We start from the raw sequence: 26472 nt of genomic DNA on the forward strand, positions 1-26472 counted from the left end.
TAGCGTCCCGGCATGGGCCACGACCACGACCATGACCACGACGGGGAGGGCACGGCATACAGCTCGCTGTCCCCGATGGACGCGCGGGTGCGCGCCCTCGAGACGCTGCTGACCGAGCGCGGCCTGGTCGACCGGGCCGCGCTCGACGCGGTGGTGGAGCGCTACGAGAAGGAGGTCGGCCCGCACAACGGCGCGCAGGTGGTGGCGAAGGCGTGGGCCGAGCCCGACTACCGGCGGTGGCTCCTCGAGGACGCCGACGCCGCGATCGCCTCGCTGGGGCACGTCGGACGTCAGGGCGAGCACATGGTGGCGGTCGAGAACACCCCGGAGCGGCACAACATGGTCGTGTGCACGCTGTGCTCCTGCTACCCGTGGCCGGTGCTGGGCCTGCCGCCGGTCTGGTACAAGTCCCCCGCCTACCGGTCCAAGGCCGTCATCGACCCGCGCGGGGTCCTCGCCGACTTCGGCGTCACGCTGCCGCAGGACATGCAGATCAAGGTCTGGGACTCCACCGCCGAGGTGCGCTACCTGGTCGTGCCGATGCGACCGGAGGGGACCGAGGGGCTCTCCCAGGAGCAGCTCACCGCGCTGGTCACCCGCGACAGCATGATCGGGACCGGGCTGGCCCGGGCTCCGCACGAGGTGTCGGCGTGAACGGCGTCCACGACCTAGGTGGCCTGCAGAGCTTCGGCCCGGTGCGACCCGAGCCGGACGAGCCGGCCTTCCACGACGACTGGGAGCGACGCACGCTGGGGATGACCCTGGCCATGGGCGCCCTGGGCCTGTGGAACATCGACCAGATGCGCCACCTGCGCGAGAGCCTGCCGCCGGCGCAGTACCTGTCCAGCAGCTACTACGAGATCTGGCAGCAGGCGCTGGAGGACGCGGTCGGGACGCTCGGCCTGCTCGACGACCCGCCCGAGGGCGTGCACGCCAGGTCGGCGGAGGAGCTGCTCGCGACCGTCTCCGCACGCGGCAGCTACGAGCGGCCGACGAGCACCGGGCCGCGGTATGCCGTGGGGCAGCGCGTGCGCGCCCGGGACCTCAACCCGGTGGGGCACACGCGGCTGCCGCGCTACGCGCGGGGGCGGGTCGGCACGGTCGTCGCCGTGCGGGGCGCCCACGTCTTCCCCGACCGCAACGCCGTGCCCCTGGGGCAGCGGCCCGACACCGCACCGGAGTGGCTCTACACCGTCGACCTCTCCGGCCGTGAGCTGTGGGGCGAGGACGCCGACCCCACGCTGACCGTGTCGGTCGACGCCTGGGAGCCCTACCTCGAGGAGGCGCCGTGACGAGCGCCGCGCAGACCCTGGCCGGGATCGCGGCCAGCTGCGGTGACGGGCTGCCGCTGCCGCCGGCGGCCGCTGGGAGGCCCGGGGCCGGGGCCGGGGATGAGGTCTTCGCCGAGCCGTGGCAGGCGCAGGTCTTCGCGATGACGGTCGTGCTGCACGAACGTGGACTCTTCACCTGGCCGGAGTGGGCACAGGCCCTCAGCCGGCGCGTGCGGGACGGCGCCGACGACGGCAGCGACTACTACCGCTGCTGGGCCGCGGCGCTCGAGGACGTGCTCGCCGACCGGGGCGTGGCGAGCGCCGGGGACGTCGAGGGGGCCACCCGGCAGTGGCACGACGCGGCCGCGCGGACGCCGCACGGGCAGCCGATCGAGCTCTAGCCCGGCTGGTCCCCGAGAGCCGCGCGGTGCTTCGCGGCGAGCTCGGGGTAGTGCGAGACCCCCGTCATCAGGCCCGCCCGCTCCTCCTCGGTCAGCTCGCGCCGGACCTTGGCGGGCACGCCGGCCACGAGGGAGCCGGAGGGGATCTGCACACCCTCGAGGACGACGGCCCCGCCGGCGACGAGGCAGGAGTCGCCGACCGACGCGCCGTTCATGACGACGGCACCCATGCCGACGATCGTGCCGCTGCCGACCGAGCAGCCGTGCAGCACGGCACCGTGCCCGACCGACACGTCGTCGGCGACCGTCGTCGGGAAGCCGGCGTCGGCGTGCACGACCACGTTGTCCTGGAGGTTGACACGTTCACCGAGCGTGATCTGCTCGTTGTCGCCACGCACCGACGCGCCGTACCAGACGCTGCTGCCGGCGCCGATGCGCACGCTGCCGCTGACCACGCTGTGCGGGGCCAGCCACGCGTCGGGGTCGATCTCGGGTCGCCGGTCCCCCAGGGCCAGCACCAGTCCGGTCGTCGTCATCGTCTCTCCTCGCTCGGCTGCCGGGTCACGTTCATCCTGCCGGACGGTCTGCGCCAGGCTGGACGTGGCCGTCGAGGACAACCGTGCGGCCCTCGTGGACGGGTGGCGTTCTGCACTGTGCCCAGCGGGCCGACGCCATACCGTGGCTGCCATGAGCGAGCAGCAGCGCGACGACCAGCACGACCCCTCCGCGGACTCGGGAGGCGGCACTGTCTCGGAGGGCGGCTCCGGCGGGCTCAACGCCGACACGGCACTGGGCGGCGCCGACAGCGTCCCGGACACCCCCGACGTCAACACCGAGGTCAGCGACGCGGTGGACATCAACGAGTCGAGCCAGGAGGGAGAGTCGCCGGCGCAGGACGGCGACGTGCCGGACTGACCCTCGCCCGGGCGCGGTCCTCGCCGGTGGCCCTGTGCCTCACACGGGGCGCAGCGTCACCTCGCGCAGCTGGCCGTCGGCCACCGTGCAGGTCATGTAGGTGCAGGTCGGCTGCCGGCGCCGGTCGGTCGGCGAGCCGGGGTTGAGCAGCCGCAGCCCCTCGTGCTCGGTGTCCCACGGGATGTGGCTGTGCCCGAAGACGAGCACGTCCAGGTCGGGATATGCAGCGCGCATCCGCTCCTCCCGACGCGCCTTGGGCCCGGTCTCGTGGACCACACCCCACCGCAGACCGCCCAGCTCCACCCTGGCCACCTCGGGCAGCCGGGCGCGCAGCTCCTCGCCGTCGTTGTTGCCCCAGACGGCGACCAGTCGTGCCGAGCGGGCCGCGAGCTCGTCCAGCAGCGCCGGAGCCACCCAGTCCCCCGCGTGGACGACGACGTCGGCCGCCGCGACCCGGTCCCAGACCTCGGCAGGCAGGTCCTTGGCGCGCTTGGGCACGTGGGTGTCGGCCATCAGCAGTACCCGCAACCCCGTGTCACCGTCCACCCCGTCACCGTAGCTCGGACGGGTGGATGTCGGTGGCGCGTGATGGAGTGGATGGCTCGACCGGGGAACAGGTCCCCGGTCGGCTACTCGGGAGGAAGAACCTGTGAGAACACGCCATACCCTGACCGCTGCCCTGGCCCTGACCCTGACGCTCGGCACCGCCTCGGCGCCCGCGCTGGCGTCGACGCCCGCCGCGCCCACCGCCACCGCCAGCACCACGTCGTCCGAGGACTGGACCGACGAGCGGTCGCGGGCGCTCCTGGAGCGCCTGCAGGAGCTGGCACCGGCCGGCAGCGACCGTGTCGACACGCTCAACCGTGCCCTCGGCATCGACCCGCAGGCTCGGGCCGCCCAGCTCGAGCGTGCCATCGACGGCAGCCAGTACGAGTGCTCGGACACCGAGCTCATGGGCTGGCTCGACGGGCAGCTCGCCGACTGGGACCTCGTCGACATCCTCATCCTGTCGCTCACGGGCGCCCTCGACTGGCCGACCTACGACGCGCTGCTGTTCCAGCCCGACGGGCCCCAGCACTACGGTGTCGACGGCGAGCACACCAAGGAGCTGGAGAAGACCTTCCGCACGCTCACGGCGTTCTGGGACGTCGACGGCAGCGACATCCGCATGGGCGCGATGCACGGCAGCGTCATCCAGGACGACGCGCGGATGGTCCGGCTGCTGACCTTCCTCTACGGCTACACCCCGGAGGAGGCACAGGAGCTGACCGACCTGATCCAGGACTACCTGCAGCAGGACAAGTTCGCCGGTGGCGACCACCCGCTGTTCTCCTTCAACGCCTTCGCCTACAGCGAGGAGGGCGCGCCGCCGGAGGCACAGCTGGGCATCGGCGACAAGATCATCATGGGTGACGGCATCCTCGAGGGGATGGGGGCCATCGGCCTCGGCGACGTGGCGCCGCGCGGCATCCTGGCTCACGAGTACGGCCACCAGGTGCAGTTCGAGCTGGGTCTGTTCGACGACCACGCCGGGGACGCCGAGGCGACCCGGGAGACCGAGCTCGAGGCCGACGCTCTCGCCGGCTACTACCTGTCCCACCCGCGCGGCGAACGGCTGCGCAACCAGCGCGTGGACGCCTTCGTCCGCAGCTTCGGCGAGGTGGGCGACTGCTCGTTCGCCAGCGACGGCCACCACGGCACGCCCAACCAGCGCTCCGCGTCCGCCGCGTGGGCCGACGAGCTGGCCAACGCCAAGGGCGCCAAGGGCCACGTCCTGCCGGCGGGGACGGTCAGCGACCGCTTCCGTGCCGTGCTTCCGGAGATCCTCGCGCCCGACGCCTGACCCTGGGCGAGCTCGCCGGTGAGGTGCCGCCCGGCCGCAGCGGCCGGGCGGCGCCGTCGCGTCGGGACCGCGGACGGCGGACGGCGGACGAGGCACCGATGGCGTCGATGTGACCTGCCTGCTCTGCCGTGCCACGATGGTCGACGCGCCCGAACCACCCCCGTCGCGCGCCGGCGGGGGTCAACACCCATGAGCACGCACGCCGCCACGTCCCAGGAGGCCACGCATGACCGCTCCGCCGTCCGCCCCCGACTCCTCCACGACCGAGGACGCAGATCCCACGCAGAGCCCCGGGGTCAAGATCCTGCGCCCGGTCTTCATCCCGGCCTCGATCGTGATCTTCGTGCTGCTCGCCGCCACGATCGTCTTCAGCCGGGTGGCCGGCACCGAGCTGGAGTCGGCGACCGGGCGGCTCAACGAGATCATCACCGACGGCGTGGGCTGGTGGTACGTCATCGCGGTGAACATCTTCCTGGTGTTCACGATCTACTGCGCCGTCTCGCGGGTGGGGCGGATCAAGCTGGGCCGGGACGAGGAGCAGCCGGAGTTCGGCCTGGTCTCGTGGTTCATGATGCTCTTCAGCGCCGGTATGGGGATCGGCCTGGTCTTCTTCGGCGTCGCCGAGCCCCTGTCCCACTACGTCGCGCCGCCGGAGGCCTTCGGCAACGACCCCGAGTCGCTGGGCGCGGCCCAGGAGTCCGTCGGGCTGATGATGCTGCAGTGGGGCCTGCACCCGTGGGCCATCTACGCGGTGGTCGGCCTGGGGCTGGCCTACATGTCCTTCCGCCGCGGCCGGCCGCTCGCGGTGCGCTGGCTGCTCGAGCCGCTGCTGGGGCGCAGGCGGATCGAGGGCTGGATCGGGCACACGATCGACACGATCGCCATCGTCGGCACGCTCTTCGGCGTCGCCACCTCGTTCGGCTTCGGGGTCAGCCAGATCATGGGCGGGCTGCAGTACCTCGGGTGGGCCGAGCGCTCCCCGGTGCTGGTGATCGGGCTCATCACGGGCATCACGCTGATCGCCGTCTGGTCGGTCGTCACCGGTGTGCACAAGGGCCTGAAGTGGCTGTCCAACACCAACATGACCGTGGCAGCGCTGATGGCGCTGACCGTCTTCGTCCTCGGACCGACGATCTTCCTGCTGCAGGCGGTCCCGGAGAACCTCGGCCGCTACCTCGTCCAGCTGCCGCAGACCATGTGGCACGTCGGCCGCTACTCCTCCGACGGCTGGGAGGCCGCCTGGACCATCGCCTACTGGGGCTGGTGGACCAGCTGGGCGCCCTTCGTCGGCATGTTCATCGCCCGCATCTCCCGCGGGCGCACCATCCGCGAGTTCGTCCTGGGCGTGCTGCTGGCCCCGACGCTGGTCAGCCTGGTGTGGTTCACCATCTTCGGCGACTCCGCCATCCGCTACCAGCAGGAGACCGGCGCGCTGGCCTCCGAGGACCCCGAGACCGGCGGGCTCGTGGTGGACAGCACCACGGCCCTCTTCGCGTTCTTCGAGTCGATGCCGGGCTTCCTGCCCGTCGTCCTCAGCGTCGTCGCCATCACCGTCGTCATCCTGTTCTTCGTCACGTCCTCGGACTCGGGGTCGCTGGTCATCGACATGCTCGCCAGCGGCGGCAGCACCAACACCTCCCCGGTGACCCGGACCTACTGGGCGGTGCTCGAGGGCGCGGCCGCGGCGGTCCTGCTCGTGGCCGGCGGCAGCGTGGCCCTCACCGCGCTGCAGACGCTCTCGATCTCGACGGCGGCACCCTTCTCGGTCATCCTCGTGCTGGCCTGCGTCTCGCTGCTCAAGGCGTTCCGGCACGAGGTCGCCACCATGCCGCTCTACGTGCAGGTGCTGGAGTCCACCGAGCAGGGCGCGCCCGCCGCAGAGACGGCGGCGCCAGCCGCCCCCGCAGCCCCGGAGGCCCGGCGCCGCTGGCTCGACCAGCTGCGCGGCGTCTCCACGACGCTGGACGGCCTGCCCGTGCCGACCGCCGCACCCGGCGGCCCGGTCCCCCGGGTGGTCAACCTGCGGAGGCTGCGGCACGACGAGGTCACCGTCGACCCGGACACGGGCGCCGTGGACGTCGACCTGCGCACCGAGGACCCGTTGGCCGGCGAGGTCTTCGACACCCCCGAGTTCGAGGCGTCCCAGGAGTTCGTCGACCAGCAGGACGGCGACGTCGACACCTCGCGGGTGGACGGGCCGGAGGCGGGGCGCGAGGACCGGTAGCCGCTCGGCCGGTCGGCCGGTCGGCCGGTCGGCCGGTCGGCCGGTCGACCGACCGGCCGGACACTCGGTCGGGCGACCGGTCGGTCGGGTCCGTCAGGTGCTGCTCTGCCGGGCCCGGCCGGTCGACTCCCGGATCGCCAGGCTGGAGGGCAGCACGACCTGGGCGTCGCGGCGCCCCTCGAGCAGCAGCTCCACGCCATACCTCGCCGCCTCCTCGTACTCCCCGCCGAGGGTGGTGAGGGCGGGGGTGACGATGGTGGCGACGAACATGTCGTCGTAGCCCACGACGCTGACCTCCTCGGGCACCTCGACGCCACGGGCCCGCAGTCGTTGGAGCACGCCGATCGCCAGCAGGTCGTTGTGCGCGACGAAACCGGTCGCGCCGGTGCGCAGTGCGGCGTCGGCGGCCGCCCCGCCGTCCAGCGAGGAGGGCCGGTAGGGGCCCAGCAGGTCGATCCGGACGCCCTCGGCCTCCGCGGCGCCCCGCAGCGCGTTCCAGCGCTGGTGGCGCACCCAGCTGGTGACGGGGCCGCCCAGGTAGACGAGGTGCTCGTGACCGAGCGACGTGAGGTGGTGCACGATCTGCCGTGAGCCGTGGTCCTGCTCCACGAGCGCGCAGGAGATGCCGTCGACCCAGCGGTTGAGCAGGACGACCTTGGTGCGCGAGGCGATCGCGGTCACCTCCTCGTCGGCGAGCCGGCTGGAGGCCAGGACGAAGCCGTCGACCCGCCCGATCAGGCGCTCCACGTTGGCCCGTTCCTGCTGCGCGCTCTCCTCGGAGTTCACCAGGACCAGCGTCAGGCCCGCGGCCTGGGCCCGCCGCTCCGCCCCGGTGATCGCGGCGAAGTAGTAGGGGTTGGTGATGTCCGGCACCACCATCGCGATCGTGCCGGTATGCCGCTCGCCGGACGGGCGGGCCCCCGAGCCCTTGCGGTAGCCGAGCCGCGCGGCCACCTCCAGCACGTGCTCGAGCGTCGCGGGGTGCACCTTGTCGGGCTGGGTCAGCGCGCGGCTCACGGTCGCCGCGGAGACCCCGGACTCCTGGGCGACGTCGTAGATGGTGGTGCGACGGCTCACCGTTCTCCTCCGGCCCGGCCTGCATGAAACTTGGTGAAACTTCTTGATGCGATTACAGCAGTTCTCCTACGGTTCCACAACAACCACCACCGGGCGTCCTGCCGCCCGGCCGACGGACGAAGGAGTCTTCGGTGCCCCCGACACCCGCCCCACCAGCCGGCGGCCCCACCCCCCGCCCGGGGTGGGTGGCGTGGCTGGGTCGGCTCGAGCTGGCCATCGGCTCCGTCGCGCTGCTGCTGATCTTCGCCTCGGTGCTCGTCCAGGCCCTGCAGCGCTACAGCCCGTGGGGCGGCCTCTCCTTCACGGGTGAGCTCGCGCGCTTCTCCCTGGTCTGGCTGACCTTCTCGGCCGTCGGGGTGCTCCTGACGCGGGACGAGCACATCACGCTGCAGCTCGTGGACTCCGTCCGCAACGACCGGGTCCGCACCGCCGTCCACGTCTTCGCGCTCCTGGTGGTCGCCGCCGTCGGGGTCGGCGGCTTCGCCGAGGCCGCCAACCTCGTGCAGACGCAGCGCCGGCTGAGCTCACCGGCCATGGACATGCCCATGTCCTGGCTCTTCGTCATCCCGGCGCTCGGCTTCGCCAGCCTGACCGTCAGGGCCCTGGTCGGCGCCTTCCAGGTCGCCCGGCACGGCGCACCGGGCACCACCCTGGGCGCGGCCGTCGGCGGCGAGGAAGGGGCGGTCCGGTGACCGTCGCGCTGCTGCTGCTCTCGATCGTGGGGCTGTGCGTCGTCGTGTGGCTGCTCACCCGCGGGGACGAGAAGATCCAGCGCATCCCCTTCGACCGGGGCCGCCTGGGCGCCGCGACGCGAGGAGTGCTGGGCCCCGCCCTGGCCCCCGTGATCATCCTCGGCGGCATCCTCTCCGGCGCGTTCACCCCCACCGAGGCCGCCGCGATCGGCGCCGCCTACATGTTCCTGCTGGGTCTGGCCTACCGGGCGATCCGGCTGCGGGACATCCCCCGGCTGCTGTCGGAGACCGTGTCCACGACGGCGTCCATCATGATGATCGTCGCCTCGGCCGCCCTGCTGGGCTACATCCTGTCCCTGGAACGGGTGCCGCAGCTGCTCAGCGAGGCCGTGCTCGGCTTCACCGAGAACGGCACCGTCTACCTGGTCATCGTCGCCGTGCTGATGCTGCTGCTGGGCACCGTCATGGACGCCACCGCCGTGCTGGTGCTGGTCATCCCCATGCTGCTGCCGATCGCCAAGCTGCTGGAGGTCGACCCGATCCTGCTCGGCGTCGTGATGATCCTCTCGCTGATGATCGGCCTGCTGACCCCGCCCGTCGGCACGGTGCTGTTCGTCCTGTCCGCCACGCTGCGCGTGCCCGTGGGCCAGGTGTTCCGCGGGACCGCGCCGTTCATCGTCCCCCTGCTGGTCCTGCTCGTCCTCATCATCCTCGTCCCCGACATCGCCCTCTGGCTCCCCGGCCGGCTGGGCCTGTGACACACCGCCCACCCACTGCATACCCGAGATCGAAGGAGAACCTCATGCGCAGCACCCGCACCCTCGCCGTCGTGACGGCGTTCGCCCTGCCCCTCACCCTCGCCGCCTGCGGCAACGACGACGGAGGTGACGGCGCCGCCGGCACCGGTGGCGACGGGGACACCCGCACGCTGCGGCTGGCGCACAGCTACACCGACACCCAGCCGCAGTCCGAGTGCGGCGCCCAGGTCATCGCCGAGGAGGTCGCCGCCGCGGACGTCGGCCTGGAGGTCGAGATCTTCGGCGGGAGCCAGCTCGGCGGCGACGCCGACCGCATCTCCGCCGTCGTCTCCGGCGACATCGACATGGACATCCAGGGCGCCTCGGCCCTCGGCGCCGTCTACGACCCCATCGGCATCATCGACGGCGCGTACGTCTTCGAGGACGGCCAGCAGCTCAGCGACTTCGTCGCCGGTGAGGACTCGCAGCAGATGCGCGACGCTTTCACCGAGGCCTCGGGCGTCACCGTGCTCGGCGCGTGGTCGGCCGGTGCCCGGCACTTCACGGCGAACCAGCCGATCCGCACCCCCGAGGACCTGCAGGGGCTGCGCATGCGCTTCCCCAACTCCCCGCAGTTCCTCATGAACGCCGAGGCGATGGGGGCCGAGGCCACCGAGGTCGCCTACGAGGAGCTCTACCTGGCGCTGCAGCAGGGCACCGTCGACGGTCAGGAGAACCCGATCGTCAACATCGACGCCATCAGCCTGGCGGAGGTCCAGGACTACCTGAGCCTGTCGGGCCACCAGCTCAACTTCAACCTCGTCATCGTGGGACCGGTCTGGGAGGAGCTCACCGAGGAGCAGCAGACCGCCCTGCAGGAGGCGGTGACCGAGGCCGTGGCGCAGGTGCCCGGCTGCGTCGAGGAGACCGAGGCCGAGGCGCTGGAGAAGTGGCGCAGCAGCGGCGACATGGAGATCGTCGAGGACGTCGACGTGGACGCCTTCCGCACCCGCGCCCAGGAGTACTTCGAGCAGAACCTCGAGGGCGACACGCTCGAGCTCTACCAGACCATCCAGAGCTCCATCGGCGGATGACCATCCAGCCGTCCCCGGTGCCGGTTGCCGGGACCCGCTTCGTCTGCGGGCTCATCGGCAGCGGCATCGGGGAGTCCCTGACGCCCGCGATGCACGAGGCGGAGGCAGACCGGCGGGGTATGCCGTACGTCTACCGCCGCACGGACCTCACGGCCCTCGGCCTCAGCCCCGAGGAGGGGGTGGGGCTGATCCGGCCCGCCGGGCTGCTCGGGTTCTCGGGCCTGAACATCACCCACCCGTGCAAGCGGCTGGCGGTGGAGCACGTCGACGAGCTGTCCGCCGAGGCGGCCACGATCGGGGCGATCAACACGGTCGTCTTCGACGGCGGCCGGGTCGTCGGGCACAACACCGACGTCACGGGCTTCGCGCACGGCTTCGCCCGGGACATGCCCGAGGTGGCGCTGGGGCAGGTCGTGCAGGTGGGCGCCGGCGGGGCCGGCGCCGCGGTCGCCCACGCCCTGGTCAGCCTCGGGGCGGGGCGCCTCGTCGTCGCCGACCTCGACCCGGGCAGAGCTGCCGCGCTGGCCACGAGCGTGGCCGGCGCGACGGGTGCCGAGGTGGTCAGCGCGGGCCTCGGCGACCTGCCGGCGCAGCTGTCCCGGGCCGACGGGGTGGTCAACTGCACCCCGGTCGGGATGGCCCAGCACCCGGGGACGCCCTTCGACCCCGACCTGCTCGACCCCCGGCACTGGGTGGTCGACGTGGTCTACCGGCCGCTGGTCACCGAGCTGGTCCGGGCCGCCCGGGCCCGCGGCTGCCGGGTCGCGACGGGAGCGGGCATGGCGATCGGGCAGGCCGTCGACTCGTTCGCCCTCTTCACCGGCGTCCGGGCCGACCCGGACGCCGTCGCCGCGGACTTCGCCCGCCTCGTCGACACGGAAGGACGCCAGGATGCCCACGCTTGAGACGTCGGTGGCGACGGTGTCGCTCAGCGGCACGCTGGTCGAGAAGCTCGAGGCCGCCTCCGCCGCCGGTTTCGGCGCGGTCGAGATCTTCGAGCACGACCTGCTCGCGAGCCGCCAGCCGCCCGAGGAGATACGGCGCCGCTGCGCCGACCTGGGCCTGCGGATCAACCTCTTCCAGCCCTTCCGCGACCTGGACTCGCGCGACCCCGCCCGGCTCGCGGCCAACCTGGAGCGCGCCCGCCGCAAGTTCGGTCTCATGGAGCGGCTCGGGGTCGACCTGATGCTGGTGTGCTCCAGCGTCGGGGACGACGCGGTCGCCGACCGGGACGAGCTCGCCGCCCAGCTCCATACCCTCGGGGACGCCGCCACGGAGCACGGCGCCCGGATCGCGTACGAGGCGCTGGCGTGGGGGCGGCACGTCGACGACTACCGCGTCGCGGCCCGGGTGGCGCAGGCGGCGGACCACCCGGCCGTGGGCACCTGCCTGGACAGCTTCCACATCCTCTCCCGCGGGATCGACCCGGCGGGGATCCTGGACATCCCCGGCGCCCTCGTCTTCTTCCTGCAGCTGGCGGACGCGCCGCGCCTGGAGATGGACGTCCTGCCCTGGAGCCGTCACTACCGGTGCTTCCCCGGGCAGGGCGGGCTGGACGTGGCCTCCGTCGCGCTCAACGCCCTCCTCGCCGGCTACGACGGCCCCCTCTCCCTCGAGGTGTTCAACGACACCTTCCGGCAGGCTCCAGCCCTGCAGACCGCCCGCGACGCGCACCGCTCGCTGCTGCACCTGCAGGACGTCATGCGGCGCCGGATCGGGGAACGCCGGTCCTCGGGCGTGCGGGCCGCCGCGCACGAGCTGGACCGGGTGGAGGCGATGCTCGCCCCGGTCGCACCGCCGACCACGCCCGGCGGCCTGGCGTTCGTCGAGTTCGACGACGAGGACGACGGTGCGCTGGCCGGCCTGATCGACCGGGTGGGCTTCGCCCGCGACCGGACGGCCCCGGACGCGACGGCCTGGGTGCACGAGGACGTCTGGCTGGCGACGCGACCCAGCGGCGCGGACCGCGCCCGGGTGAGCGGCCTGGGTGTGCGGGTCCCCGATCCCGGCCGTGCCGCCGTCCGGGCCCGCCAGCTCGGCTGCGAGGTGGTCTCCGTCGAGGCGCTCGGCCAACCCCTGCAGGCGGTCGACGCTCCCGACACCACACGCGTGACCTTCTGCCCGCCGCGCACGCCCGTCGGCGACCCCGCGCACGGCGGCGTGCCGGGCCTGCTCGGGATCGACCACGTGGCCCTGACCCAGCCGTGGTACGAGTTCGACGGGGCGACCCTGTTCTGGAAGGCCGTCGGCGGACTGGACAGCCAGGCCAGCAACGACGTGCCCGATCCCTACGGGCTCGTCCGCTCGCAGGCGATGACCAGCTGCGGCCGCGAGGTGTCGGTGGTGCTCAACGTCCAGCCCCGCCGCGCCGCCGAGGAGGGACCGTCGGGGCGCGACGGCACGCAGCACGTCGCGTTCGCGACCTCCGACCTGCTGGCGACGGCGGACCACCTGCTCGCCGCGGACGTCCCCCTGCTCCACGTCGGCGACAACTACTACGAGGACCTCGAGGCGCTCTACGCGGTCCCGGAGGACCAGCTCGCGGCCTGGCGCTCACGGGGGATCCTGGTCGACCAGACGGGCCGGGGAAGGTATCTGCAGCTGTTCACCCGCACGGTCGGCGGGGTGTTCCTGGAGTTCGTCCAGCGGGTCGACGGCTACACCGGGTTCGGGGCCCGCAACGCCCCCTTCCGTCTCGCCGCGCAGTCCCGCACCGGGCCGGAGGCATGACTGCGCGGCTCGAGCAGCTGGCGGACGGGCTGGCCTTTCCCGAGGGCCCCGTGGTCCTGCCCGACGGGTCGGTCGCGGTCGTGGAGATGGCCGCCGACCTCGTGACCTTCCTGGAGCCGGACGGCTCGCGCCGGAGCGTCCCGTGCGGTCCCGGCCCCAACGGCCTGGCCCTGACCCCCGAGGGCGAGCTGGTGGTCTGTCTCAACGGCGGGCTCGGCTTCGAGCGCCACGAGGGCCGGCTGCACCCCGGCCTGGCCTTCGGACGTGATGCCCGCGGCGGGGTGGCGCTGCTGCAGCCACAGACCGGCCAGGTCACGCCGCTGGTGCCCTGGGGAGCCAGGTCGCGGGTCAGCGCCCCGAACGACGTCGCCCTGCCGACCGCGGGCCCGTCCGCCGACGGTGGCTTCTGGTTCACCGACCTGGGCCGACGGTTCGTCGACCACCAGGAGCACGGTGGCGTCTACTGGTGCGGCCCCGACGGTGACCTCGGGACGGCCGCCTACCCACGGTTCGGGCGGCCCAACGGCATCGGCCTGAGCCCCGACGGCAGGACGCTCTACGTCACCGAGTCGCAGAGCGCGCAGGTGTGGGCCTGGGAGGTGCTCGGTCCCGGACACCTGGGGCAGGCACGGTTGGTGCACCAGCTGCCCCACCCGTGCCGCCTCGACGGGATGGCGGTCACCGCCTCCGGCACCCTCGTCGTCGCGACCCTGGTCGTCGGGCAGCTCACGGCGCTCTCACCCCACGGGGAGGTCGTTGGCCAGGTCGACGTGGACGACCCCTTCCCCACGAACGTCGTCGTCGACCCCGCCGAGGAGGGCGGTCTGCTGGTCACGCTGGGCTCCACCGGCCGGCTGGTGCGGCTGCGCCTGGACCTGTAGGCGTCGGCGCACCGGCGGCGCACGGCTCGCGCCCGCCTACACTGGCGCGCATGTCGCTTCCCCGCACCCTCGCCCGCGTGGCCCTCGGCGCCGCCATGATCGGTGCGGGAGTGGCGCACCTGACCTCCCAGCGCGAGGAGTTCCAGGCGCAGGTGCCGGAGTGGTTCCCGCTGGAGGAGGACCTGACCGTCGTCGGCAGCGGCGTCGTCGAGATCGCGCTGGGCGCCTCGTTCATCGCGCTGCCACGACGTCGGCGGCTGGTCGGCGGCCTGCTCGCCGCCTTCTTCGTAATGATCTTCCCCGGCAACGTCGCCCAGTATGTCGAGGGCACCGACGCCTTCGGCCTGGACACCGACCGCAAGCGCCTGGTCCGGCTCTTCTTCCAGCCCCTGCTGGTGCTCTGGGCGCTCTACGGCGGTGGGTGGCTGCGCCGGAGGACCCGCACCGACTGACACGCATCTCGCGTGGCAGCCGGCGCGGGGCCGGTCGGTCGTGCGTGGGCGCCTGCCTCAGACGGTCAGTCGCGCGGCACGTCGCCGCGCCAGGCCCCGGTCTCGGTGCCGCGGGCCTCGATGAACTCCTTGAAGCGCTTCGCGTCCCCCTTCACGCGTCGGTCGTCGACCCCGACGGCGGCGCCAGCCTTCTCGACCAGCCCCTCGGGGTCCCAGTCCATCTGGATGGTGACGCGCGTGGTGGTGTCGTCCAGCTTGTGGAAGGTCACGACGCCGGCCTGCTTCACGTCGCCGCCGACCGTGGTCCAGGCGACGCGCTCCTCGGGGTGCTGCTCGGTGATCTCGGTGTCGAACTCCCGCTTCGCCCCGCCGATCTCCACCACCCAGTGGTTGCGGGTGTCGTCGAGCTGGGTCACGGACTCCACGCCCTCCATGAACTGCGGGAAGGTCTCGAACTGGGTCCACTGGTCGTAGGCCGCGCGGATCGGCACGTTGACGTCGACGGACTCGGTGACCTGAGCCATGGCATACCTCCGTATGTCGGGGAACGTTGTCCCCTCCAGGCAACACAGACCTGTCGCTCGCCGCGAGGCGAACCGACTCGCCGCTGGTCAGCCGGGTCCGTCGAGGGCGTCCAGCTGCCGCAGCGCGTCCTCCCAACGGGCCCGGCGCGCCTGCACGTCCTGCTCCCACCACGGTGTGCCCCGCTCGCCCAGCCCGTGCTTGGCCAGGTCGACCCGGCGTCGGGCGGGTGCCGGGTCCTCCCCCGACCTGCGGAGGGCACGCACCCCGGAGCGCCCACGACCCAGGTGGGACAGCAGCCGCTCCGCCACGTCCGCGGGCAGGGCCGGGTCCTGCCGGCGCCACCGTCTGCCGTCCACCACGAGCCAGCGCTCGTCCTCCTCGGTCATGGGTCGATGATGCAGGGGCGTGGACCTGGGCGGCGGACGAGCGTGCAGGGATGCCTCCACCGGCTGCGTGCCGGGACCGCGCGCGGACATGCTGGTGACCCGGCCGGTGGGTGGCCGGGTGCGGGGCGGGGTCATCTCAGGTGCCAGCGGACGCCGAGCGCGGTGACGGTCGCGGTCAGGGCCCGGTCGTGGACCCAGGTGTGGTGCCGCGGGCAGAGCAGGGCGTAGTTGGACAGACGTCGCTAATGTGACCTCATGGCGACCAGGGCGAGCGGCACCCCGAGCAAGGCAGCGGTCTACGCACGGATCTCCAAGGACACCGAGGGCGTGGGAGCCGGTGTGCAGCGGCAGGTGGCCGACTGCCAGAACCTGGCCGAGTCCCTCGGCTGGACCGTGGCAGACACCTACATCGACAACGACCTGTCGGCCTACACCGGCAAGCCTCGCCCCGAGTACGCGCGCATGCTCGCGGACCTGGCCGACGGCCTGGTGGACGGCGTGCTCTGCTACCACATGGACCGGCTGACCCGACGCCCGAAGGAGTTGGAGGAGTTCGTCGAGGCCCTCGACGCGGCAGCGGTCAAGCACGTTCGGTTCGTCGCCGGGCACACCGACATCGGCACCGGCGACGGTCTGATGATGGCGCGGGTGATGGGCGCGTTCGCCTCCCACGAGTCAGCGTCAAAGACGCGCCGGATGGAGCGGAAGTGGGAGCAGGACGCCCTGGAGGGAAAGCCCCGCCGCAGCGGCACCCGCCCGTTCGGGTACGCCGCCGACGCGGTGACCCTGGTCCCCGAGGAGGCAGCGATCATCCGGCAACTGGTGGACCGCTTCCTGGCCGGGGAGTCCACTCGTTCACTGTGCGTCTGGCTGAAGGAGGAAGGGGTGGCGACCACCAGCGGAGGGAACTGGCAGACCTCGACCCTCAAGCAGATCCTGACTTCGGGGCGGATCGCCGGATACCGCGAGCACCGAGGCGTCAAGGTCGCCAAGGCCGTGTGGGAGCCGATCATCACCGAGGAGCAGCACCGCCAGGTCCTCGCGCACGTCGAGGCCCGCAAGCGCAGCGGCAGGAGAGCACCCCAGCGGTACCTGCTGTCAGGGATGCTTCGCTGCGGCCGGTGCGGCAACCGGCTCTACTCCTCCGCTCGCCGGGACACCCGCCGCTACGTCTGCCAGGCCGGGCCGGACCACTTCGGCTGCGGACGGTTGACCGTAGTTGCCGACCCGGTCGAGCGGCTCATCGCCGACGCCGTGCTGCACCGCCTGGACTCCCCGCAGATGGCCGATGCCCTGGCCGGGAAGGTCAGCAGCGACGAGCGCACCGCCGTCCTGTCCCAGGCCCTGGAGGAGGACGAGGCGCAGATGCAGGAACTGGCGCAGGCGTACGCCGCCAAGCAGATCCGCATGAGCGACTGGCTCACGGCCAAGAAGCCCATCGAGGAGCGCATCGAGAACACCCGCCGGCAGATGGACAGGATGAACGGGCACACCGCCCTGGCGAGGGTGGCCGGCCAGGGTCAGGAGTTGCGCCAGCAGTGGGCCGGCCTCAACCTCGAGCGGCAGCACGCGATCGTCAAGACCGTCCTCGACCATGCCGTGATCCGCCCGATGACCCCAGGAGTGCGCAAGTTCGACCCGAACCGTGTGGCCCCCGTGTGGCTCGTGTAGGTCAGTCCCGCCCCGGTGCGTGCTCCCGCTGCGCGGGTGCGCGCGCACCCGGTGCGCGGACCTGGCCCAGCAGCGCGGACACCCGGGATACCACCAGCGGGTCCGTGACGTGCTCGGGCACACCCTGAGCCTCACACGAGGCTGCTACCCACGCCGCCAGATCCTCCGGCGACAGCCCACTCAGGCCCATGCCGCCCACACCGCCGGAGGAGCCTCCCAGTCCTCGACGTCCTCCGAGAGCCAGACGTCCGTGGGATGAGCCCTCATGACGTCGCAGGCCTTCGACAGAACCTCCGCGCGGCTGTCCCCGACCAGGCGCACCTTCTCCGGCTGAAAGCCCTGCGCGACCTCGTACCGGTGCAGCCCCTTTCCCTGAACCCCGTCGAAGGACTTTGACACGTACTTCGACATGTACCCGGCAGCCCGCCGGGCCTCCTCCCGCGTGGTCGAGCCGACCGGCATGTCCGAGACGCGTTTGATGTGAACCCAGCCGCGCCCCCACGCCTCCTCGATCTTGCCGCGTGGTATGAACCGGCCGACGCCGAAGTGCACGTGGAGGTGCACGCCGTCCTTGTGCAGCTCGGGCACCCACACGTACGGGAACGGATCACCGCCGAGACCGGCCCGAAGGTCCCGGAAGAACGATGCGACGTGCTCGCGCAGCAGCACAGGGTCCGAGCATCGGGGCGGACCGTAGGTCAGCGTCCCGAGCCGGGTGATGGAGTTGGCCGCGCAGTACTGCCGCAGCAGCCGCCGCGCGCGCTTGACCGCCTCCTGGCCGGAGCGCACCGGGTCGGAGGCGTGCCCCTGTGGGACGTACGGACGATCACGCCGCGAGGCCGAACGAAAGGACCCACCCGCCTCCCCGGCGGCAGGGACGAGGGTTAGACCCCAAGCAGGGTCAGGAGCAACAACGGGAACACGTACAGACACGAGACCACCCCGGAAGGACGAGCCGACAAGGACGTCAGCCCCACCGTGAGCACTTCCCCGACAGGCGCGCCGGAGACACAAGAAAGCCGCAGGTGGAGCCCAAGCCACCTGCGGCGCGTCCCCGCTGCTGCGTTCGATATGTCTCGTGTGTACCGGCACGTCCCTGCCGTGGATCGACGGCTCGCCCTCTTGCCCCGGGAGCAGGGCACTCAATGTGTGTGCAGTTGATCTGTGCATGCGGTGGGGTGGCCCAACGCAGCCGGTCTCGCGCACCAGCCATGCTGCCACAGCACCATCACTCAGCGGAACCCCCCACGAGTTACGTTGCTACTTCAAGTCAAGAGGCGCTGCCTTCGGCATCGCCCTCTGTCCCGCTGTCCGGCGCCTTGGCGCTATCCCGCTCGGCTTCTTCCCGCATCCTTTCCATAAGGAAGCACAGTTCGGGAACCCACTCAGCAACCACATCTTCAATCGCATGAAAATACGGCTCTCTGACGTCAATTCCGCCGCTGATCGCCTCCTCGACTATGGCCTGCGATGCCTCGAATTCACCGATTGCACTCAGCCCACCGGCCATGGCACCCACCCACGTAACCCGCGAGGGATCTTCCACGTCCTTCACCAATTCCTTGGCCACCTCGATGGCTCCTGCAACGATCGGCACTTCCACCTGGTTTAAGTACGCAAGCGTAGCGACCATTTCGCGCGCGCGTAGCCTGGAACTGACCGCCTGCCGAAGGACGAAGAACAATAGCAAGAGCACGAACGGAACATTCCACCACGAAGTGCCCGCGCAGACAACCCCGCCCAGGATCCCTAGCGGCAGTATCAAACCAAACCGCAACTCAGCTTCGGACCTTAGCCGGTCAATCTCTTGGTATTGCTCTGCGGAATCCTCCCATAGTTGCATGGCACTCACATCTAAGCGCTCAAGCACCAACTCCAGCGGGAAGTCGAGGGAAGCGCCTGACGGCGCGCCAGCGCGAGCGTATTGCCCAGCAATATAGTTCAGGATCAGGCCCCGTATATCTGGGGACTCCCCGCGAAGCCTCATCTGCAAATTGTGGGCAGGAGTCGAGATCCTAAACCAACGCCTGTTAAGCGTACTGGCGATTTTGGCGCGACTGCCTTGAATCACCCGTTCAAGAAGGCCTGATACCGACCTAGCGACGCGCGCGCCGATGATGCCCGTGATGTCGACAGCGATTGTTCCTATTAGGTACGCTGCGATACTCAGCGCGGCAACGACGTATCCCGCACCCAGCGATTCAAACAATGCCTGAGAGCGCATCACGATGGGATGCCCCGCCCACTGCGCCAGCCGCGCCTGATCGATAAGTAGATACACCGCATACAGCCACGCCCACCCGATGAGCAATGGGTTTCGGACGTGCCTGACGCCCGGCATAAGAGCACTCAACATGGCAAGACCGTACAACTAACCGACAGGCACTCATGCCGTTTGACGACTTGCACCCGCTTCCGCTGCCCAGCATCACGAACGCTAGGGCCTCGATTCAGTGGCTGTCAGCCCGTCCTGAGGGGGGTCGCTTCGCGAGTAGTCGGCTTGCCGATGCTGTGCCACCGGCGGCACATAGATTGGCAGCGCCCCGACGCTCCACTGTCCCGAGGGTCGTACGAACGGCTGGCGTAGTTAGACAGGTCAGAACGACCGCCGAGCGCCCAGGGCACGACGTGGTGGGCGTCGCACCACGTGGCCGGCACGGTGCACCCCGGGATGGTGCAGCCACCGTCCCGGGCGGCCAGGCGCAGCCGCTGCCCGGGCGTGACAAGGCGCACCCGCCGGCCCTGGTCCAGGACCTCGCTCGGCCCGCCCAGCACCACCGGGACGATGTCGGCCTCGCACGCCAGCCGGCGGACCGACTCCGCACTGACCGACGCCCCTCCCAGGGTCGCCCCGCAGCCCGGCTCACGGCCCCCGGACTCGCTCAGCTGCCGCTTCAACGTCTCGAAGTCGATGCTGAGCACGAGCATCGCCTTGGGCGTGGTGGGCTGGACCTTCGTGCCGGCCACACCCCGGCGCAGCACGGTCATCAACGCGTCATACCGGCGGTTGCCCGGCGTGCGCAGATCCGGCTCACCCGTGGCCGCCCGCTCCTGGCGCGAGGCCGGCGCCGCCAACGGCGAGGCCAGGATCGCCCTGACCGCCTCGTAGTCCGCGTCGTCACCGAAGGTCATGATGATCCGCTTGACCGACCCGTCGGCCAGGCTCGACTCGTGCACGTCCCGCAGCTGATGGGCGGCCTTCCTGCGCTCCTCGTGGTCCTTCTCGGGCAGGCAGCGCCGCAGCAGCGCGGCGACGATCGCCTCGACGTCGCCCTCGTCGAACAACGGGTTGCACCCCGCGTCGGCCAGCAGCCGCACCGCCTCGGCATATTCCAGGGGCGTGACCGCCCGGCGGATCCGCACCAGCGCCCGGTGCATCCGCGCCGCCCGGGCCAACGGCATACCCCCCGACAGCACCCCCGCCACCAGCGGCGCGTGCACCCCCTCACGGGCAGCCCCGGCCACCCGCGCCAGGTCACGCACCACCCGCGCGTCCAGGTCGGGGCAGCGAGCGGCCAGCCAGTCGACCAGGCTGAACCCGTCGATGGTGTGCAGACCCCGCTCGGCCGCCTCGCACGCCAGCCGCAACCGCGCCCGCTCCAGCGTCGCCGACGCCCGGGAGACCTGGTCCAGGCCCGAGGCCACCTCGGCGTCCTGCAGCAGCACCGCCTCACCCGCCGCCACCTCGGCGAAGATCGCCTCCCGCTGCGTCTCCCGCAGCGCGACCGCGACCCGCTCCCCCACCGGCCTCGGCGCAGGCAGCGTGCCGGTCCCGACGAGCCGGCCAAAGCCGGTCCGGAGCACCTCCCCGCCCCACTGCTGCGACATACCTACACGCTAGAGGCCACCACCGACAGACCCGCTGACCTGCGACGACGCGGGTACGGGGGCGGGCGCCGGCCGCCCGACCGGTCACGCCGTGGTGATCTCCCGGCGGCGCAGCCGCAGGTAGCCCACGAGCAGGGGCAGCCCGACCCAGAGCAGAGCCGTTGCCCCCAGCTGAGCCCACTGCTCACCCGTGAGCGGCGCCTGGGTGTAGAGCGGCGCCTGCGAGGTCGCCAGGTCGAACCACGCGGCGTGGTCACGCACCGCCGCGACGAACTGCACGAGGAGGTTCATCGCCACCGGCAGCGCGAAGTAGAGGACGATCGCGGCGGTGCTGTTCATGAGCAGCAGCCCGAAGGCCACACCCTGCAGGACCGCCAGCAGCTGCAGCAGCACGAGATGCCCGAGGTCGCGGGCACCCAGGTCCCAGGCCTGGTCACCGGTGCCGGCGAGCGCGGTCGCCGCTCCGGCGACCACCAGCAGGAGCGCCAGGCCGGCCAGCCCGAGCACGACGGCGGCCACGGTCTTGGCCAGCACGACCAGCCCGCGCCTGGGCTCGAGGGTGAAGGTCACCAGCCCGGCCCGGGCGCTCCACTCGCTGGTCACCAGCAGGATGCCCAGGACGGGCAGCAGGAACGTCTGCGGCAGCAGCGCCATGCCGGCGAAGCCGTAGACGGTCCGCTCCTCCGCGGGTCCGAAGACGCCGAAGATCACCAGCGCCCCCAGGCTCGCCACGCCGATCGCGGCCAGCAGCCACAGACCGGAGCGGGTGTCGACCGCCTTGCGCAGCTCCACCAGGACAAGCCGCCGCACGGGTATGGCGCGCACCGGCGCCTCCTGCCCCCGCACCGTGGCCGGGCGCTGCGGGGAGGCGGTGGTCATCAGGAGACTCCTTCCCGGGCGTCGGCGGCGGTGAGCTCGAGGAAGCGCTCCTCCAGGCCGCCGGACTCCGACGGGCGCAGCTCGCTCAGGGGTATGCGGTGCGCCGCCGCGACCCGTCCGACCTCGACCGGCTGCGCCTCCACCACCATCCCGCCCCGGGCCGACGGGACCGGCTCCAGGCCCTGCGCCCGCAGCGCCTGCTCGAGGGCGCGGTCGTCGTCGGAGCGCACGACCGTGCCGGCCGTGGCGAGCAGCTCCTCCTTGCTCCCGGTGGCCACGATGCGGCCGCGCCCGATGACCACGAGGTCGTCGGCGATGACCTCCACCTCGCGCAGCAGGTGCGAGGAGAGCAGCGCGGCGCCGCCGGCGCTCGTGAAGTCGCTCAGCAGCGTGCGCATCCACCGGATCCCGGCGGGGTCGAGCCCGTTGGCCGGCTCGTCCAGGAGCAGGATGCGGGGCGAGCCGAGCAGAGCGTTGGCGATGCCCAGGCGCTGCCGCATACCCAGGGAGTAGGCCCCCACCCGGCGCCGGGCCTCCGCGGGCGTGAGCCCCACCAGCTCCAGCATCTCCTCGACCCGCCGCCGGTCCAGCCCCATCGCCAGGGCGCTGAGCGTGAGCGACTCCCGCCCGGTGCGCCCGGGGTGCTGGGCGGACGCGTCCAGCAGGACCCCGACCGTGCGTCCCGGGTTGGGGATGTCTTCGTAGCGCCTGCCCAGCAGCAGCGCGCTGCCCGACGTCGGCCGGGTGAGGGCGCACAGCATCCGCAGGGTCGTCGACTTGCCCGCACCGTTGGGTCCGAGGAAGCCGGTGACCCGCCCGGGCTCCACGGAGAAGGTCACGTCGTCGACCGCGCGGTGCTCCCCGTACACCTTGGTCAGTCCGTCGACCACGATCATGCCTCCACCGTCCCACCGACCGGCGGCGGGCGGTATGCCGCGGGTCACACGGGCGCGGTGCGCAGCACCTTCTCCAGCGGCCTGCCCTTGGCCAGCTCGTCGACGAGCTTGTCCAGGTAGCGGATCTGACGCATCAGCGGGTCCTGGACCTCCTGCACCTTCACCCCGCACACCGAGCCGGTGATGAGCGCGGTGGCGGGATTGAGGTCGGCCGCGGCGAAGAAGTCCTCGAACGTCGTGCCGGCCTGCAGGTGGTGCTCCAGCGCGGCCGCGTCGAACCCGGTCAGCCACTCGATGACGGTGTCGAGCTCGGCCCGGCTGCGACCCTTGCGCTCCAGCTTGGCGACGTAGAGCGGGTAGACCGAGGCGAAGGGCGAGGTGAAGATGCGGCTCACGTCAGTCCATCGCCAGCTCGCCCATGGCGTCCCACCCGTCCCCGTCGACCTGCCGGGAGACGATCTTGGGCGTGGCGGTGATGTGCGGTCGCATCGCGTCGATGCCCTGCTGGAAGTGCGGGCTCTGCACGTGCGCCGCGGCCCCCTCGTCGGTGAACGCCTCGACGAGGACGAACTCGTGCGGGTCCTCCACGCTGCGGGACCACTCGAAGAAGAGGTTGCCCTCCTCCGCGCGGCACGCGGCGGTGTAGTCCGCGACGATGTCCGTCCAGCGGTCGGCGGACTCGGGCCTGACGGGGAACTTCACGACGATGAGGTACATGCCCCCATCCTCGCAGCGTCAGGGCTGGCTGTCCGTGACGGGCGTGACGGTGCCGGAGTCGGGGTCCCACCAGCGCAGCGAGACGGCACGGCGCTGCGTGGGCGCCCCGGCGGCCCCGCCGCCCAGGGCCTCCAGCGCGCGGGCGACGGACCCCGGGTTGAGGCGCTGGGCCAGTGTGACGTGCGGCAGCCACGGGCGGTCGTCGGCGCCCGGCCACAGGCCGGCCAGCTCCTCCTGGGCCGTCCGGAGGAGTCCCGCCGGCACGACGAGCTCGACCAGGGTCACCCGGGACGGCGCGCCCAGGAGCGCGAGGGCTGCCACGGGAAGCTCCAGCGGCAGAAGGGGGCCGAGCCGCCGGGCCGCGGTGCGCAGCACCTCCTCGATCGGACGCGGACCGCTCGCCACCGTCACATGGGGCCGGTGGGTGGCGCCCGGGTGGCGTGCGAGCGAGGGGACGCCCGCCTCCTCGAGGAGCCGCCAGCGGTCCCGGACCGCCGCGTCCGACGGGGCGTCCAGGACCAGCTCCAGGGAGTGCGCGCGGCGGGGCACGGCGCCTCCCGGCGCCGCACCCGGGGGTGAGGGTGACGGCATACCCGAACTCTAGACAAGGCTTGGACACTTTTCCTCTTGCGCTGCACCGCCGCGCGGATCTATGCTCAACAAACATTGGACAAACGTTGTCCATCCAGCACCCCGAGGAGCAGCCATGACCGACCAGCTCACCCCCACGACCACCGGCGCGATGCACGACGGCCACGGGCACGACGCAACGTGGACCGACCTCGCCAAGGAGATGTGGTCCTACCTCACCGGCCAGGGCGCCGCCATCAACTACAGCTTCGTCGACATGGCGGTCGAGGTGCCGCGCGACACCGGCCCCGAGGCCCCGCGGGCGACGTGGAAGCTCAACGGCACCCTGCGGATCACCACCGAGGACCAGCAGCACGCGGGCTCCGGGACCTGATCGACCATGACCGCCACGCTGCACCTCGAGGCCGACCTGCGCCTGCAGGTCGACACCGGTGTCGCCGACGACGACCCCGGACGCCGGCTCTCGGCCTCCCTGACCGGGTCGGGGACCACCCTGACCCTCACGCTCGACGGGCTGGGCGAGGTGCCCTTGGGTATGTCGTACCGCCGGGCCGCGGACACCGTCCGCGACCTCGCCCGCCTGCTGGCCGAGGACGGGCTCACCGTGGTCGTCGCCACCGGCTCGGGCCCCCTGGTGTCCCTGGGCCGGGTCCGGCAGCGTGTGGGTGACCGCGTGCTGACGGGGTCCTCGTATGTGGCTGTCCACGACCGCCGTGGCGCGCTGCGGATGCTGCGCGGCCGCCGCGATGACGGCGCTCCTGCCCTCGCGGGCCTGGTGCCCCCGACCACGCCGTGGCCGCTCACCCCGACGTTCACTCCCCCGCGCCGCCGGCACGTGACCACCACCCACGACCCGCTGGGCGGCGGCGACCCGAGGCTCGTCTACTACCTCGTCCCCCCGGAGCAGGGCGGGGAGCGCCAGGTGCTGCACCTGCGCCGCGGGGTCACCACGGTCGGCGGCGCGGCCGAGGACGACCTGACCGTCCCCGGGCTGCAGCCCGGTCACGTCCGGGTCGAGCGCGACGCGAGCACGGACGAGTACGAGGTGGTCCCGGTCCCCGGCGCGCTGACGCTCGTCGGCGGACGCCCGGTGGAGGAGCCGGTCCGGCTGCGCACCGGACTGGTCGTGCGCGCCGGCGAGCTCTCGCTGGCCTACGTCCGGGACGAGTACGCCGACCACGGGCGCCCCTACGGCGGCCGCCAGGGCGGCGAGTTCTCCCGGCAGCGTCCCCAGCCCCGCCCGCGGTACTGGTGATGGCGGTCTCCGCAGCACCGACCGTCCGCCGCCGTCCGCCGCGGGACCTGCTCGGTGCCCACGTCGCGGTCGTCGGCGCCACCGGCGCCCTGGGCTCCCGTCTCGTCGAGCTGCTCCACGCCTCCGGGGCGGTGGTGACGGTCGTCGGCCGCGACGAGCAGCGGCTGTGGCCGCTGGCCCGCGGGGGCTCGGTGGTGGTGGGCGACCTCGGCGACGAGACGCTCGGCGACCGGCTGCGGTCGGTCGTCGAGCAGCACTACGACGGTCGCCTCGACGGGCTGGTCAACGCGGCCGGGGTCGTGACCTTCGGGCCCGTCGCCGAGCTCCCCGACGAGGTCGCCGAGCAGCTGGTGCTGACCAACCTCGTCGGGCCGCTGTGGCTGCTGCGCCGCACCGTACCCCTGCTGCAGGCGTCCCGGGGCTTCGTCGCCCAGATCACCGGCGTGGTCGCCGAGGAGTCCTACCCCGGCATGGCGGCGTACGGCGCGAGCAAGGCAGGACTGGCGGCCGCCTCGGCCTCGTTGGCCCGCGAGCTGCGGCGCGACGCGGTGGACGTCATCGACCTGCGCCCGCCGCACACCGAGACCGGACTGGCCGGGCGGGCGCTGGCCGGACGCCAACCCACGATGCCGACGGGCCTGGACCCGGACGCCGTGGCCGCGCGCATGCTGCGCGGGATCGTGGACCGGGAGCCGGTGGTCGGCCCCGCCGCCTTCCGCACCGCTCGCCCCGGCCGCGCCGAGCCCGCGGCGACCGGCGTCAGCGCCGGCCCAGCATCCCCTTGACGTACTCCGCCTGGCCGAGGTGTTTGGTGGCATCCTCCAGCACGGAGTAGACACGGACCCCGACCGTGACCGGCGGGTCCCAGCGGGTGTCGACGACGCGGTCCAGGTCCTCGACCTCCAGGCTGTCGAGGAGGCGCCGGGTCAGCCCGTGCACGGCTGCGGCATACCCGCCGAGCAGCGTGGGGTCCTCGACCCGGAAGCGACCCACCTCCTCGGCGCTCTGCCCGAAGCCCGACGCGCGCGGACCGTAGGGCAGCCCGAGGCGGTCGTGCCAGCCGTCCGCGGCCCAGACCTGCTCCACCTCGGCCAGCGCGGCGAGCTGCGCGTCCTGCTGCCGGCTGAGGTGCCACAGCAGCCAGCCCACCGGGTTGGCGCCCGGGTCGGGCCGCCAGCACAGGTCGTCGGCGTCGAGGTCCTCCAGGACCGACGCGACCCCGTCCTCCACGCGCTGGAACCCGTCGAGCAGGACCGACCGGACGTGCGACATCGGGGAGGTCATGACCCGATCCTCGCACGTGAGCGACATCACATCCTCGCGGTATGCCGTTTCCCGGCGGCGCAGGTCCCGCCGGCCCTAGCATCCCCTCGACGGGGCGCCGCTCCGACCGCCCGCGTCGTGCGC

General features: G+C 72.2%; 31 protein-coding genes. 17 read left to right on the forward strand and 14 right to left on the reverse strand.

Going from position 1 to position 26472, the window contains the following annotated elements; genetic code table 11:
- The first annotated feature begins 12 nt into the window (after nt 1-12).
- The 3 genes from nthA to K330_RS0116345 are packed head-to-tail and all read left to right on the forward strand — an operon-like array spanning nt 13 to nt 1672.
- Complete coding sequence (nthA, locus tag K330_RS0116335; protein ID WP_022922889.1) at nt 13-654, forward strand: nitrile hydratase subunit alpha; 642 nt, start codon at nt 13-15, stop codon at nt 652-654.
- Nucleotides 651-1292 carry a nitrile hydratase subunit beta gene (gene nthB, locus K330_RS0116340; protein ID WP_022922890.1) on the forward strand — a complete coding sequence of 214 codons (642 nt, stop codon included), beginning with the start codon at nt 651-653 and terminating at the stop codon, nt 1290-1292. Before nthA ends, nthB begins: the two co-directional genes overlap by 4 nt.
- A complete protein-coding gene (locus K330_RS0116345) occupies nt 1289-1672 on the forward strand; it encodes a nitrile hydratase accessory protein (RefSeq protein ID WP_022922891.1) in 384 nt (127 codons plus the stop codon). The genes nthB and K330_RS0116345 overlap by 4 nt, the downstream gene beginning before the upstream one ends.
- Here the strand turns inward: K330_RS0116345 and K330_RS0116350 are convergent.
- The gene (locus tag K330_RS0116350; protein WP_022922892.1) at nt 1669-2208 is read right to left on the reverse strand and encodes a gamma carbonic anhydrase family protein; all 540 of its coding nucleotides are present in this window, start codon (nt 2206-2208) and stop codon (nt 1669-1671) included. The genes K330_RS0116345 and K330_RS0116350 overlap by 4 nt on opposite strands.
- A gap of 151 nt (nt 2209-2359) precedes the next feature.
- Between K330_RS0116350 and K330_RS0116355 the strand changes: the two genes are divergently transcribed.
- Entirely contained in the window at nt 2360-2587 is a 228-nt protein-coding gene (locus K330_RS0116355) for a hypothetical protein (RefSeq protein ID WP_022922893.1), read from the forward strand.
- Between the two features lie 39 nt (nt 2588-2626).
- Here the strand turns inward: K330_RS0116355 and K330_RS0116360 are convergent, their stop codons facing one another.
- Nucleotides 2627-3133 carry a metallophosphoesterase family protein gene (locus K330_RS0116360; RefSeq protein ID WP_022922894.1) on the reverse strand — a complete coding sequence of 169 codons (507 nt, stop codon included), beginning with the start codon at nt 3131-3133 and terminating at the stop codon, nt 2627-2629.
- 103 nt (nt 3134-3236) lie between these two features.
- Here K330_RS0116360 and K330_RS22960 point away from each other — a divergent pair, with 103 nt between their 5' ends.
- Together K330_RS22960 and K330_RS21930 are read left to right on the forward strand one after the other, a co-directional pair.
- Entirely contained in the window at nt 3237-4430 is a 1194-nt protein-coding gene (locus tag K330_RS22960) for a neutral zinc metallopeptidase (RefSeq protein WP_022922895.1), read from the forward strand.
- 226 nt (nt 4431-4656) lie between these two features.
- Nucleotides 4657-6654, forward strand: a complete 1998-nt coding sequence (locus tag K330_RS21930; RefSeq protein WP_022922896.1) for a BCCT family transporter — start codon at nt 4657-4659, stop codon at nt 6652-6654.
- A gap of 93 nt (nt 6655-6747) precedes the next feature.
- Here the strand turns inward: K330_RS21930 and K330_RS0116375 are convergent, their stop codons facing one another.
- Entirely contained in the window at nt 6748-7731 is a 984-nt protein-coding gene (locus tag K330_RS0116375; protein WP_022922897.1) for a LacI family DNA-binding transcriptional regulator, read from the reverse strand.
- 131 nt (nt 7732-7862) lie between these two features.
- Between K330_RS0116375 and K330_RS24390 the strand changes: the two genes are divergently transcribed.
- From K330_RS24390 to K330_RS21955, 7 genes are read left to right on the forward strand one after another with little or no spacing between them, the layout of a single operon-like run.
- Nucleotides 7863-8423, forward strand: coding sequence for a TRAP transporter small permease (locus K330_RS24390; protein ID WP_229665730.1), 561 nt, complete (start codon nt 7863-7865; stop codon nt 8421-8423).
- The gene (locus K330_RS21940; protein WP_051145651.1) at nt 8420-9181 is read left to right on the forward strand and encodes a TRAP transporter large permease subunit; all 762 of its coding nucleotides are present in this window, start codon (nt 8420-8422) and stop codon (nt 9179-9181) included. Before K330_RS24390 ends, K330_RS21940 begins: the two co-directional genes overlap by 4 nt.
- Nucleotides 9182-9225: 44 nt before the next feature.
- Nucleotides 9226-10254: a DctP family TRAP transporter solute-binding subunit gene (locus K330_RS0116390; RefSeq protein WP_022922898.1), complete on the forward strand. Its 1029-nt coding sequence runs from the start codon at nt 9226-9228 to the stop codon at nt 10252-10254.
- The gene (locus tag K330_RS21945) at nt 10251-11159 is read left to right on the forward strand and encodes a shikimate dehydrogenase (RefSeq protein ID WP_022922899.1); all 909 of its coding nucleotides are present in this window, start codon (nt 10251-10253) and stop codon (nt 11157-11159) included. The genes K330_RS0116390 and K330_RS21945 overlap by 4 nt, the downstream gene beginning before the upstream one ends.
- Nucleotides 11146-12984 (forward strand): sugar phosphate isomerase/epimerase and 4-hydroxyphenylpyruvate domain-containing protein, encoded by a 1839-nt coding sequence (locus tag K330_RS21950; RefSeq protein WP_022922900.1) that lies wholly within the window; start codon nt 11146-11148, stop codon nt 12982-12984. The genes K330_RS21945 and K330_RS21950 overlap by 14 nt, the downstream gene beginning before the upstream one ends.
- The gene (locus K330_RS0116405) at nt 12981-13865 is read left to right on the forward strand and encodes an SMP-30/gluconolactonase/LRE family protein (RefSeq protein WP_022922901.1); all 885 of its coding nucleotides are present in this window, start codon (nt 12981-12983) and stop codon (nt 13863-13865) included. The genes K330_RS21950 and K330_RS0116405 overlap by 4 nt, the downstream gene beginning before the upstream one ends.
- Nucleotides 13866-13915: 50 nt before the next feature.
- Nucleotides 13916-14317, forward strand: coding sequence for a DoxX family protein (locus K330_RS21955; protein WP_022922902.1), 402 nt, complete (start codon nt 13916-13918; stop codon nt 14315-14317).
- Nucleotides 14318-14382: 65 nt separating this feature from the next.
- Here K330_RS21955 and K330_RS0116415 read toward each other — a convergent pair whose 3' ends face one another.
- Entirely contained in the window at nt 14383-14841 is a 459-nt protein-coding gene (locus K330_RS0116415) for an SRPBCC family protein (protein ID WP_022922903.1), read from the reverse strand.
- An 87-nt stretch (nt 14842-14928) separates the two neighbouring features.
- On the reverse strand, nt 14929-15228 hold the full coding sequence (locus K330_RS0116420) for a hypothetical protein (protein ID WP_022922904.1): 300 nt from the start codon (nt 15226-15228) through the stop codon (nt 14929-14931).
- A gap of 255 nt (nt 15229-15483) precedes the next feature.
- Here K330_RS0116420 and K330_RS0116425 point away from each other — a divergent pair, with 255 nt between their 5' ends.
- On the forward strand, nt 15484-16899 hold the full coding sequence (locus K330_RS0116425; RefSeq protein ID WP_022922905.1) for a recombinase family protein: 1416 nt from the start codon (nt 15484-15486) through the stop codon (nt 16897-16899).
- A 180-nt stretch (nt 16900-17079) separates the two neighbouring features.
- On the opposite strand, the gene K330_RS24700 is transcribed toward K330_RS0116425, so the two are convergent.
- The 8 genes from K330_RS24700 to K330_RS21970 form a co-directional block, all read right to left on the reverse strand.
- Nucleotides 17080-18069 (reverse strand): rolling circle replication-associated protein, encoded by a 990-nt coding sequence (locus tag K330_RS24700; RefSeq protein WP_420329253.1) that lies wholly within the window; start codon nt 18067-18069, stop codon nt 17080-17082.
- Nucleotides 18070-18169: 100 nt separating this feature from the next.
- On the reverse strand, nt 18170-19180 hold the full coding sequence (locus K330_RS0116445; RefSeq protein WP_156875853.1) for a hypothetical protein: 1011 nt from the start codon (nt 19178-19180) through the stop codon (nt 18170-18172).
- A gap of 179 nt (nt 19181-19359) precedes the next feature.
- A complete protein-coding gene (locus K330_RS22965) occupies nt 19360-20727 on the reverse strand; it encodes an HNH endonuclease signature motif containing protein (protein ID WP_022922909.1) in 1368 nt (455 codons plus the stop codon).
- An 84-nt stretch (nt 20728-20811) separates the two neighbouring features.
- Nucleotides 20812-21606: an ABC transporter permease gene (locus tag K330_RS0116455; protein WP_022922910.1), complete on the reverse strand. Its 795-nt coding sequence runs from the start codon at nt 21604-21606 to the stop codon at nt 20812-20814.
- Nucleotides 21606-22502, reverse strand: a complete 897-nt coding sequence (locus tag K330_RS0116460) for an ABC transporter ATP-binding protein (protein WP_022922911.1) — start codon at nt 22500-22502, stop codon at nt 21606-21608. Before K330_RS0116460 ends, K330_RS0116455 begins: the two co-directional genes overlap by 1 nt.
- Before the next feature lie 44 nt (nt 22503-22546).
- The gene (locus K330_RS0116465; RefSeq protein ID WP_022922912.1) at nt 22547-22897 is read right to left on the reverse strand and encodes a DUF2200 domain-containing protein; all 351 of its coding nucleotides are present in this window, start codon (nt 22895-22897) and stop codon (nt 22547-22549) included.
- A 1-nt stretch (nt 22898) separates the two neighbouring features.
- On the reverse strand, nt 22899-23219 hold the full coding sequence (locus K330_RS0116470) for a putative quinol monooxygenase (RefSeq protein ID WP_022922913.1): 321 nt from the start codon (nt 23217-23219) through the stop codon (nt 22899-22901).
- 18 nt (nt 23220-23237) lie between these two features.
- A complete protein-coding gene (locus K330_RS21970; RefSeq protein WP_084617650.1) occupies nt 23238-23810 on the reverse strand; it encodes a 2'-5' RNA ligase family protein in 573 nt (190 codons plus the stop codon).
- Nucleotides 23811-23961: 151 nt separating this feature from the next.
- Between K330_RS21970 and K330_RS0116480 the strand changes: the two genes are divergently transcribed.
- From K330_RS0116480 to K330_RS21980, 3 genes are read left to right on the forward strand one after another with little or no spacing between them, the layout of a single operon-like run.
- Nucleotides 23962-24183, forward strand: coding sequence for a hypothetical protein (locus K330_RS0116480; RefSeq protein ID WP_040658335.1), 222 nt, complete (start codon nt 23962-23964; stop codon nt 24181-24183).
- A 6-nt stretch (nt 24184-24189) separates the two neighbouring features.
- Nucleotides 24190-25065: an FHA domain-containing protein gene (locus tag K330_RS21975; protein ID WP_022922916.1), complete on the forward strand. Its 876-nt coding sequence runs from the start codon at nt 24190-24192 to the stop codon at nt 25063-25065.
- The gene (locus K330_RS21980) at nt 25065-25850 is read left to right on the forward strand and encodes an SDR family NAD(P)-dependent oxidoreductase (protein WP_022922917.1); all 786 of its coding nucleotides are present in this window, start codon (nt 25065-25067) and stop codon (nt 25848-25850) included. The genes K330_RS21975 and K330_RS21980 overlap by 1 nt, the downstream gene beginning before the upstream one ends.
- Here the strand turns inward: K330_RS21980 and K330_RS0116495 are convergent.
- The gene (locus tag K330_RS0116495) at nt 25825-26349 is read right to left on the reverse strand and encodes a mycothiol transferase (protein ID WP_022922918.1); all 525 of its coding nucleotides are present in this window, start codon (nt 26347-26349) and stop codon (nt 25825-25827) included. The genes K330_RS21980 and K330_RS0116495 overlap by 26 nt on opposite strands.
- Nucleotides 26350-26472 lie beyond the last annotated feature (123 nt).

The sequence above is a fragment of the Ornithinimicrobium pekingense DSM 21552 genome (assembly GCF_000421185.1).
GTDB classification, from domain to species: Bacteria; Actinomycetota; Actinomycetes; order Actinomycetales; family Dermatophilaceae; genus Ornithinicoccus; species Ornithinicoccus pekingensis.